Origin of the sequence: Kitasatospora sp. NPDC059817 (assembly GCF_042731835.1) — a bacterium.
In the GTDB taxonomy this organism is placed as follows: Bacteria; Actinomycetota; Actinomycetes; order Streptomycetales; family Streptomycetaceae; genus Kitasatospora.
Window position 1 is genome coordinate 1 of sequence record NZ_JBHWIR010000235.1, and the last position, 9,344, is coordinate 9,344.

General features: G+C 74.6%; 10 protein-coding genes. 7 read left to right on the top strand and 3 right to left on the bottom strand.

Annotated features, from left to right (window positions below):
• Positions 1-96 precede the first annotated feature (96 nt).
• Entirely contained in the window at positions 97-1,698 is a 1,602-nt protein-coding gene (locus tag ACFV61_RS31670; protein WP_380495371.1) for an MFS transporter, read from the bottom strand.
• Between the two features lie 112 nt (positions 1,699-1,810).
• Between ACFV61_RS31670 and ACFV61_RS31675 the strand changes: the two genes are divergently transcribed.
• The 3 genes from ACFV61_RS31675 to thrS all read left to right on the top strand — a co-directional run bounded on the left by ACFV61_RS31675 (position 1,811) and on the right by thrS (position 5,003).
• The gene (locus ACFV61_RS31675; protein WP_380495373.1) at positions 1,811-2,680 is read left to right on the top strand and encodes a helix-turn-helix transcriptional regulator; all 870 of its coding nucleotides are present in this window, start codon (positions 1,811-1,813) and stop codon (positions 2,678-2,680) included.
• A gap of 120 nt (positions 2,681-2,800) precedes the next feature.
• Positions 2,801-3,523 (top strand): leucine-rich repeat domain-containing protein, encoded by a 723-nt coding sequence (locus tag ACFV61_RS31680; protein ID WP_380495375.1) that lies wholly within the window; start codon positions 2,801-2,803, stop codon positions 3,521-3,523.
• A gap of 199 nt (positions 3,524-3,722) precedes the next feature.
• Positions 3,723-5,003, top strand: coding sequence for a threonine--tRNA ligase (thrS, locus tag ACFV61_RS31685; RefSeq protein WP_380495377.1), 1,281 nt, complete (start codon positions 3,723-3,725; stop codon positions 5,001-5,003).
• On the opposite strand, the gene ACFV61_RS31690 is transcribed toward thrS, so the two are convergent.
• Complete coding sequence (locus ACFV61_RS31690) at positions 4,997-5,407, bottom strand: VOC family protein (RefSeq protein WP_063345987.1); 411 nt, start codon at positions 5,405-5,407, stop codon at positions 4,997-4,999. The two genes, thrS and ACFV61_RS31690, sit on opposite strands and share 7 nt — an antisense overlap.
• A gap of 95 nt (positions 5,408-5,502) precedes the next feature.
• Here ACFV61_RS31690 and ACFV61_RS31695 point away from each other — a divergent pair, with 95 nt between their 5' ends.
• Positions 5,503-6,036, top strand: a complete 534-nt coding sequence (locus ACFV61_RS31695) for a MarR family winged helix-turn-helix transcriptional regulator (RefSeq protein ID WP_380495379.1) — start codon at positions 5,503-5,505, stop codon at positions 6,034-6,036.
• A gap of 7 nt (positions 6,037-6,043) precedes the next feature.
• Here ACFV61_RS31695 and ACFV61_RS31700 read toward each other — a convergent pair whose 3' ends face one another.
• Complete coding sequence (locus tag ACFV61_RS31700; RefSeq protein ID WP_380495381.1) at positions 6,044-6,682, bottom strand: C40 family peptidase; 639 nt, start codon at positions 6,680-6,682, stop codon at positions 6,044-6,046.
• Positions 6,683-6,897: 215 nt separating this feature from the next.
• Between ACFV61_RS31700 and ACFV61_RS31705 the strand changes: the two genes are divergently transcribed.
• From ACFV61_RS31705 to ACFV61_RS31715, 3 genes are all read left to right on the top strand, one after another.
• Complete coding sequence (locus ACFV61_RS31705; protein ID WP_380427435.1) at positions 6,898-7,302, top strand: RidA family protein; 405 nt, start codon at positions 6,898-6,900, stop codon at positions 7,300-7,302.
• A gap of 261 nt (positions 7,303-7,563) precedes the next feature.
• Positions 7,564-8,295 (top strand): ScbR family autoregulator-binding transcription factor, encoded by a 732-nt coding sequence (locus ACFV61_RS31710; protein ID WP_380495383.1) that lies wholly within the window; start codon positions 7,564-7,566, stop codon positions 8,293-8,295.
• A 407-nt stretch (positions 8,296-8,702) separates the two neighbouring features.
• The coding region (locus ACFV61_RS31715; protein WP_380495385.1) for a BTAD domain-containing putative transcriptional regulator at positions 8,703-9,344 on the top strand (642 nt) is incomplete at its 3' end.

A 9,344-nucleotide genomic window follows, 5' to 3' on the forward strand; every position in this document is an offset into this window, starting at 1 on the left:
CACCGCATGACGGCAGGGCCCGCCCGACCTCCCGGGCGGGCCCTGCCGCTTTCCGGCGGCCCCGGCCCCGGCCCCGGCCCCGGCTCCGACGGCGGTTCAGGCCGACCCGTCCGGCGCCAGGGCGAGGTAGGTGAGCACCGCGCCGAGGGCGGACAGCGCGGCGAGGACCAGCCCGAGGACGTGCAGGGCGTCGGTGAACCCGGCGGCCAGGGCGGCCTGGTGCGCCGCGGCCACCCTGCCCTGGACGGCCTGCCCCGCGAGCTGCGCCGCCTCGTCGGCGGCGAGGCCGCTGCCGCCCAGGTGCGCGGCGGTCAGCGTGCTGAGCAGCGCGGCGGCCCCGGAGACGGCCACGGACTCCCCGGTGATCCGCATCGTGTTGAAGACGCCCGCGGCGGCCCCGGCGTGCTCGGCGGGGACGGTCCCGACGGCCGCGTCGTCCATCACCCCGAAGGCCAGCCCGACCCCGGCCCCGAACGGCAGCAGCGGCACCGCCAGCGCGAGCCACGACCCGTCGCCGCGCACCGTCACCAGCAGCAGGGAGCCCGCCGCGATCAGCGCGGAGGCCGCGGTCAGCACCGCCCGGACGGAGACGGCGGCGGCGAGGCGCCCGGCCGCCAACGGCAGCAGGAGGACGGGCGCCGTCATCGGCAGCAGGAGCAGACCGCTGGTCAGGACGCTCCTGCCGCCCACGCCCTGGAGGTAGGCCGGGAGGTAGACCAGCAGCACGACGAACCCCAGGGTGACGGTGAACGGCTGGCACACCACGGCGAGGAACTCGGGCCTGCGGAACAGCCGGACGTCGACCATGGCGCGCCCGGCCCGGCGGACCTCCACCCCGGCGAACAGGACCAGCAGCAGCACCGCGCCCGCCAGCGGCAGCAGCGTGTCCGGCGCCGTCCAGCCGGCGGTGCCGGCCTGCACGAGCGCGTACGACAGCGCGGCGAGCCCGCCGGTGAAGCAGACCACCCCGGGCAGGTCGATCCCGGGGTGGTCCGGGTTTCGGGACTCCGGAGCCCGGGTGGCGCACAGCCACGCGGGCAGGGCCAGGACGGCGACGAGCAGGAAGACCGACCGCCAGCCGGCCGCCTCCACCAGCAGGCCGGCGGCCGGCGGCCCGATCGCCAGGCCGGTGCCGAAGGAGGTGCCGAGGATCCCGAAGGCGAGCCGTCGGCGCCGCCCGGAGGTGGACTGGGCCAGGACCGCCGCGCCCGCCGCCAGCACGGCGGCCGCCCCGCACCCCTGCACCGCCCGGGCGGCGTCGGCCACGGCCATCGACGGCGCGAGCGCCACCACCGCGGACAGCGCGCCGACCAGCGCGATCCCCGACAGCAGCACGCGCCGCCGGCCGATCCGGTCCGCGAGGCCGCCGGCCGCCAGCGGCAGGGCGGCGAAGGTGAGGTTGAAGGCGTTCAGCATCCACTGGGCGGCGCCCACCGAGGAGCCCAGCTGCGCGGTCATGCTGGGCAGCGCCACGGCGGCCCCGGTCACCGAGAACGGCAGCATCATGCTGGCGCAGCCGACCGCGGTGACGGTCGCCCAGTAGCCGCCCGGACCGCCGTCCGTACGCGGTGGGGGAGCGGCCGTGCCCGCCGGGTGCTCGGTCCGGGGCGGCGCGGCGCGGCGGGCGCCTTCGGGACGGGCGCCTTCGGGACGGGCGTCGCCGGGACGGGCGTCGTCGAGGCGGGGAGAAGCAGTCATGGCCCCGATCGTTCGCGGGCGCCGCCGCCGGATGAAGAGAGCCCCGTTCCCTGGGTGTGACAGGGCCCCTCCGGCCCCCGCACCCCCGGCCGGGCGCCCCATACTGGAACGCATGGCCGAACCGATCACGCTCGCCGCCAGCCTCGGCGACTACCTGCGCACCCGGCGGGCGCTGGTGTCACCCGCGCAGGCGGGGCTGCCGCCGACCGGACGCCGCCGGGTGCCCGGCCTGCGGCGCGAGGAGGTCGCCGAACTGGTCGGCCTCAGCACCGACTACTACGTCCGGCTGGAACAGGGCCGCGCCGAGCGCCCGTCCGACGAGGTGCTCGACGCGCTCGGCCGCGCCCTGCGGCTCGGCCCCGCCGAGCGCGCCCACCTGTACGACCTGGCCCGCCCGCCCCGCCGCTCGGCAGCCAGGACGGCAGGCGCCGGACGGGACGGCGACGCCCTGCGCCCCGCCCTGCGGCGGGTCGTGGAGGCGATGCCGACCACCCCCGCGCTGATCATGAACGACCGCAACGACGTCCTGGCGTGGAACCGGCTGGCCGCCGCGCTGATCGCCGACTTCCCCGAACTCCCGCCGCGCGAACGCAACCTGGCCCGACGGATCTTCCTCGACCCGGGCGCGCCGGACGTCCACCTCGACTGGGAGGACGCCGCGCGCACCACCGTCGGCATCCTGCGGATGGCCTCCGGACGGCACCCGCACGACCCCGAACTCGTGCGCCTGATCGGCGAACTGGCACTTGGCAGCGCCGACTTCCGCCGGCTGTGGGCCGGCCACCACGTGCACGAGAAGACCCACGGCCCCAAGCGCCTGCGGCACCCCGTGGTCGGCGACGTGACGCTCGACTACGAGACCTTCCAGGCGCCCGGCGCCGCGCGCCACCTCCTGGTCGTCTACACGGCCGCCCCCGGGAGCCCGGCCGAGGAGGCGCTCGCCGTCCTCGGCGGCTTCACGGCCGCCGCCCCGGGCAGGTGAGCCGGGGCCGCCCGGTACCAGCAGCGCCTCCCGGCCGGGGTGCGGCGCTGCCCGGTGGTCCAGCGGGGCGGGGAGGGCGAGGGGCTCGGGGACGGGCGCGCGGACGGGACAATGACGGGCGTGACAGACGTGACGCTGAACCTCTGGCGCCGGCCCCTCGGCGCGGTGCCGGCCGAGGTGTGGGACCGGACCGACCTGACCGTGCTCATCCTCGCCGAGACCGGCCTGACCGAACTGCCGCCCGAGGTCGGCAGGTTGCGACGGCTGCGCACCCTCGACCTCGGACACAACCGGCTCACCGGCGTGCCCGCCGAACTGGGCGAGCTGACCGGGCTCGCCGACTTCCTCTACCTGCACGACAACGCGCTGACCGCGCTGCCGGCCGCGCTCGGCCGCCTCACCGCGCTGCGCTACCTCAACCTCGGCGACAACCGGCTCACCGAACTCCCCTCCGCCATCGGTGAGATGACCGCCCTGGTCGAGCTGCGCGCCCAGCGCAACCGGCTCACCGCGCTGCCCGACCGCCTCGGCGAACTGACCTCCCTGCGTGAACTCTGGCTGTGCGGGAACGACTTGACCACCCTGCCGGACACCTTCGGCGGCCTCACCGCACTGCGCGAACTCGAACTGCGGGACAACGCGCTCGCCGAGGTCCCGCCGGTGCTCGCCGGGCTGCCGCTGCTGCGCCGGCTCGACCTGCGGGGCAACCGGATCACCGAACTGCCGCACTGGCTGGCCGAACTGCCCGCGCTGGAGAAGCTGGACCTGCGGTGGAACGAGGCGCGCCCCTCGCCGCGGCTGTTCGCCGCGCTCGACGCGCGCGGCTGCGCCGTCCTGTTCTGAGCGGCCGCGGATAAAGATCACCACGGCGGTCGGTGCCCTGTTATCGTGGATCGCATGAAGCGCGCTGCACTCGCCACGACGACGCCGGAGAGAGTCCCGGTGCGCTGACTGCTGACCTAGTCCGAAGCCCCGGGGCGAGTGCCCCGGGGCTTCGCCGTTTCCGGACCACTCGCCCGCCGACCCGAGTGGAGACCACCCCATGCACGACCACCCCATGCACGACCGCGCCGCGCACGACCACCGCAAGCGCGGCCGCGAACTCGACCTGTTCGACACCGACCCGCTGATGGGCTCCGGCCTGCCCTACTGGCTGCCAGACGGCGCCGCGATCCGGCACACCCTGGAGGAGTTCATCCGCGAGCGCGAGCGGCGGGCCGGCTACCGCCACGTGTACTCGCCGGTGCTCGGCAAGCGTGAGCTGTACGAGATCTCCGGCCACTGGGCGCACTACCGCGACGACATGTTCCCACCCATGGAACTGGGCTCGGAGGAGATGGTGCTCCGGCCGAGCCTGTGCCCGCACCACGCCCTGATCTACCGCTCCCGGCCCCACAGCTACCGGGAACTCCCGCTGCGCATGGCCGAGTTGGGCGGCATGTACCGCTCCGAACTGTCCGGCGTGCTGGGCGGGTTGACCAGGGTCCGGGCGATCCAGCTGAACGACGCGCACGTGTTCTGCACCCCGGAGCAGGCCGCCGACGAGGCCGTCGCCGCACTGGAGCTGATCCGCGCGGCGCACCGCGCGCTCGGCATCGAACCGGTCCGCTACCGGCTCTCGCTGCCCGGCGCGGGCGGCAAGTACGTGGCGGATCCGGCCCTCTGGGAACGGGCCACCGCGCTGCTCACCGACGTGCTGGAACGCTCCGGCGTGCCGTTCGAGGCCGCAGAGGGCGAGGCCGCCTTCTACGGGCCGAAGATCGACGTGCAGATCGCCGACGGCGCCGGGCGTGAGTTCACCCTCTCCACCGTGCAGATCGACTTCCACCCGCCCGAGCGCTTCGGCCTGCACTACATCGGCCCGGACGGCGCGAAGCACCGGCCGGTGATGGTCCACCGCAGCGTGATCGGCAGCGTGGAGCGGGTGGTCGCCCACCTCATCGAGCTGTACGGAGGCGCGTTCCCGGCCTGGCTGGCCCCGGTACAGGTGGTGCTGCTGCCGGTCTCCGAGGGCGAACTGCCGCAGGCCGAGCGGCTCCGGCAGCGCTGCCTCGACCTCGGGCTGCGCGCCGAGGTCGCCGGGCCCGAGCACGGCAGCCTGGGCGCCCGGATCCGGGCGGCGCGCCTGGTGCCGTACCAGGCCGTGATCGGGGCCAAGGAGGCCGTGGGCGACCGGGTCGCGCTGCGGCTGCGGGACGGCCGCCGACTCGAACCGCTGCCCGCGGAGGAGGCCTGGGCCAGGATCGGCGCACTGGTGGCGGCGTGCAGCGCCGACCTCTGGGCGGACGACCCCGCGCGCCGACCGGGCGGGGCGGGTCAGTAGGACTGGAGCTCGATCAGATGGCCGTCCGGGTCCCGCAGGTGGGCGCTGCGCAGGTTGGGGCCCCACTGCGGCCGGTCGGTCGGGCCGACGACCGGGGTGCCGCCGTGCCGCAGGCAGAGGGCGAACGCGTCGTCCACGGAGGCCACCCGGAAGACCAGCATCGCGGCGTCCTGGGCGGGGGCGGCCGGGCGTTCGGGCAGGCCGGTGGTGCCCAGGGCGGCGGCCATCGCGGCGCGGTCGAAGAGCACCAGGACGGCCTGCCCGTCGACGTCCCAGTTGGCGTAGGGGCCGCCGGCGCCGCCCTTGACCAGGGCGGCGCCGGTGAGGGGCGGCAGGACCGCCCGGTAGAACCGGAAGCACTCGGCGAAACGGGTCACGAGCAGGCGGGGGTACAGGGCGTCCACGGTCGAAGCTCCCGGGCTCGAGGATTCATCGGGTCGGATCAGTCCGATATTAGTGGGTCGACACCCACTATAGGGACGGACCCTAGACTGACGCCATGGCCCCCGAACCCCTGCTCCCCAAACCCCCGCTGGCCGCCCCCTCCCTGGCCGCTCCCTCCCTGCCGCCGACGTTGCTCGACCTCAGTACCTACCTGCTCTCCCGGATCGGCCGGACGGCACGGGGGCGCCTCGCCGAGCAGCTCGCCGAACACGGCCTGCGGCTCTGGGACATGGCCGTGCTGGCCGCGCTCGCCGACTTCGGGCCGCACGCCCAGCGGGACCTGGTCCAGCGGCTGGGCATCGACCCGAGCGACCTCGCCAAGGTCGCCGACCAGCTGGCCGCCGCCGGGTACGTCGAGCGCGTCCGCGACCCGGCGGACCGGCGGCGGGTCTCGGTGTCGGTCACCGACGCAGGGCGGGCGCTGCTCGCGGAGCTGGACGCCCGGGCGCGCATGGTGCAGGACGAGGTGCTGGCGCCGCTGGACGCGCGGGAGCGGCAGCTGCTGCACGGCCTGCTGCTGCGCGTCCACCAGGGCCAGGGCCAGGGCCAGGGCCAGGGCCAGGGGCCGGGGGAGCGGCGCGGCCTCTGAGGCCCGCTCAGCCGGCCGGCCCGGGGCGGCGGGCACCGGCGAACTCGCCGGCCCAGTGCGGGACGTCGAGGGCGTGCTCGACCCGGGCGACCAGCGTCCCGGTGCGCTCGGCGTGGATCATCGCGCCGTCGCCGACGTGGATGCCGACGTGGTGCAGCGGCGCGTCCGGGCGGGAGAAGAACAGCAGGTCGCCCGGGGCGAGGGCGTCATGTTCCACCGGGGCGCTGCGGTGGAACTGGGCGACGGTGTAGTGCCCGAGCTCGACGGTGCCGTGGCTGGCCCGGTACCAGCAGTAGAGGGACAGGCCGCTGCAGTCGAAGCCGACCGTGCTCTCGCCCATGCAGACGCCGTCCAGGTAGCCGTTCTCGTCGTCGCAGAAGCCGAGGCTCGCCCCCAGCCGGTCGCCGCCGCCCCAGGCGTACGGCACGCCGAGCTGGGCGGTGGCCACCTCGGCGACCCGGCGGCCCAGGGCGGCGGACGCGACCACCGGGGTATCCGACCGGGCCGTTGATGTCGCCGTCGCGGTCGCGGTCGCCATTGCGGCCGGGGTGAGGGCCGGGGCGAGCCCCGCCCCGAGTGCCAGGCCCAGCATCCGGCGTCGGCGGACCCCGGAGGCCTCGTCGCGGTACGGGGGTCGGGATTCCATGGGGGACCTCCTGGTGTCGGCGCGGCGTCGACCCGCGCGGGTGGCGGCCACCAGGATTCCGGCCGGGCGGGTCGGCCCGCCATCACCCGCAACGGTGAATCGTGGACGCAACGGCCCTGTGGTGGACGGGACAGCGCTGGTAAATGGTTTGACGGTCGCTCAGGAGAGGCCAACGATGGGCGCAAACGTTCGGCCACGACCCTTCGGAGTGCCCCTTGAACAGCGCAGTCAAGCTGATCCGCAGCTCCCGCCTCACCCCGGCCGTCGACTACGCCTATGCGGCCCTGGTCGAGGCCCCGGCCCGTTCGCTCTGGCTCGCCGGCGCCTGCCCGCTCGACGCCGAGGGGCGGACGGTCGCCGTCGGCGACTACGCGGGCCAGGCGCACCAGGTGATGCGGAACCTGATAACCGCGCTGGAGGACGCGGGTGCCGGGCTGACGGACGTCGCGCGGACGACGGTGTACGTGGCCTCCGCCGACCAGGCCGACCTGGTCGCGGTGTGGGACGTGTACCGCGCCTACATGGGGGAGCACGACGCCCCCAGCACGCTGCTGGGAGTGTCGGTGCTCGGCTACCACGACCAGCTGGTGGAGGTGGAGGCGGTGGCCGTCCTACCGTGACGCCTTCCGGCCCTCGGGTGTCCAAATGAGGAAACCGATCGTTCGGTTTTTCCCCGAATGTGTGATGTGTGGCGCCGGTGCCGCTTTCGATCGTCCGGCGAAGAAGCAGCGGCCCGTAGGCAAAATGCGGAGGATGCGGGCGGGAGGGAAGGAGCGTTTGAGGCGATTCCCCGACATCATCTTGTCGTCCGTAGGCCACCGGTAGCTAAGATACGGGGTGTTTGGTTTTGTTTTCCGGGAGCTCTGGGTGGGGTGGTTGCGGTGGTTCGGCAGGAGCGGGCGGTCCGGACGCGTCGGCTGATCCTGGAGGCGGCGGCGTCGGTCTTCGACGAGTTCGGCTACGAGGGCGCCACCATCGGCGAGGTGGTCGCGCGGGCCGGTGTGACGCGTGGTGCGGTGTATTTCCATTTCGCCTCCAAGCGGGATCTGGCCCAGGGCGTCGTCGAGGAGCAGTTCGTCCAGGACGGTGTGCCGGAACGGGTCTGCAAACTCCAGGAGTTCGTGGACACCGGGATGGTGGTGGCCTATCTGATGCCGCGTGATCCGCTGCTGAGCGCGGGGGCCCGGCTCTCCCTGGGCCAGGACGTCTTCGACGACCTCGGCGGCGGCGCGATCCCCGGCTGGATCAGCCGGCTGGAGGCGCTGCTGGTCGCGGCCGGCGAGCGGGGCGAACTGCTGCCGCACGTCGTCCCGGCCGACACCGCGTGGCTGGTCACGGCGGCGTGGACGGGTGTGCAGATCCAGTCGCAGAAGCTCTCCGGGCGTGCGGACTTGGAGCGGCGGGCCGCCGGGCTGTTCCAGCACCTGATGCCGAGCATCGCGGTGCCGGGTGTGCTCGGTTCGCTGCAGATGGGCCCGGACCGCGGTGCCCAGGTGGTCGCCGAGGTGGCGGCCGCCCGCGCGGCGGCGGAGGGCGCCGGGGCGCAGGGTGGGACGCAGGACGGGGCGCGGTCGGCGGCCCGGGCGGTCGCGGACGAGGTCGGTGTGGGCTGACGGTCCGGCACCGGCCGGAAATCGCTGCGGCTGGTGCGGAGTTGACCGGGGCTCGGCGGCCCCCTGCTCGCGGGGGCGTCCGGGCGGTGCTCGGCCGGCTGGCGGCTGGCGACGGGCGCGTAGTGCGGGCGAATTGGTGGCGGCGCGGGATCCATGGGGGTCCGACGCCGCCTTCGGTTTGCCCGCACTCCGCTGCGCGTGGTGGCCGGTTCGTGGCGCAGCGTGGCCGCCGCGCCCGTCTGTCCGAGGCAGGCCGCTCATCCCAAGAAACAAACAGCACGTTCGGTTTTGGATTGACAAACCGCGCGTCCTGTTTTTGACTGGTGACAGTCGCCCTAGGGGTGTCGACCCGGGTGCCAGCCGCGGCGGATCGGCCTGCGGCGTTCCGTGTGATTGGGGTGGTCATCGTGGAAATTAGGGTGCTCGGGGCGTTGGACGTCCGGGTGTGCGGGGTGTCGGTGGTGCCATCGGCGCCGAAACCGCGTCAGGTGCTGGGGCTGCTGGCCCTGCGGGCCGACCAGGTGGTGTCGGCCGGGGTGCTGGCCGAGGAGCTGTGGTCGGGCCGCCCGCCGCGCAGCGCACGCACGACGGTGCAGACGTACGTGCTGCAGCTGCGCGACATGATCGACCGGGCGCTCGGGCAGGTCGGCCCGGCGGCAGGGGTCTCCTGCGCCAAGGACGTGCTGGTGACCTCGCCGGGCGGCTACATGCTGAACAGCGGCGGAGGGTTGACGGATGTCCGGGAGTTCGAGCGCCTGGCCGGCATGGGCTACCGGGCCATGGACGGCGACGACCACCCGCTGGCCGCCCGGATGCTCGGCGAGGCGCTCGGCCTGTGGCGCGGTCCGGCCTTCGCCGACATCCCGGCCGGCGGTCAACTCGCCGTCGAGGCCAAGCGGTTGGAGGAGACCCGGCTCTGCGCCCTGGACCAGCGGATCGAGGCCGACCTGCGGTTGGGCCGCCACCGCGTCCTGCTCGCCGAACTCACCGTCCTGGTCGACCGCTACCGCACCCACGAGAGCCTGCACGGCCAGTACATGATCGCCCTG

Bases quoted from the DNA above. Each gene is read 5' to 3' on its own strand.
- ACFV61_RS31675 (WP_380495373.1), top strand. From the start codon at position 1,811: ATGGCCGAACCGATCACGCTCGCCGCCAGCCTCGGCGACTACCTGCGC.
- ACFV61_RS31670 (WP_380495371.1), bottom strand. From the start codon at position 1,698: ATGACTGCTTCTCCCCGCCTCGACGACGCCCGTCCCGGCGACGCCCGT.
- ACFV61_RS31700 (WP_380495381.1), bottom strand. From the start codon at position 6,682: ATGGAATCCCGACCCCCGTACCGCGACGAGGCCTCCGGGGTCCGCCGA.
- ACFV61_RS31695 (WP_380495379.1), top strand. From the start codon at position 5,503: ATGGCCCCCGAACCCCTGCTCCCCAAACCCCCGCTGGCCGCCCCCTCC.
- thrS (WP_380495377.1), top strand. From the start codon at position 3,723: ATGCACGACCACCCCATGCACGACCGCGCCGCGCACGACCACCGCAAG.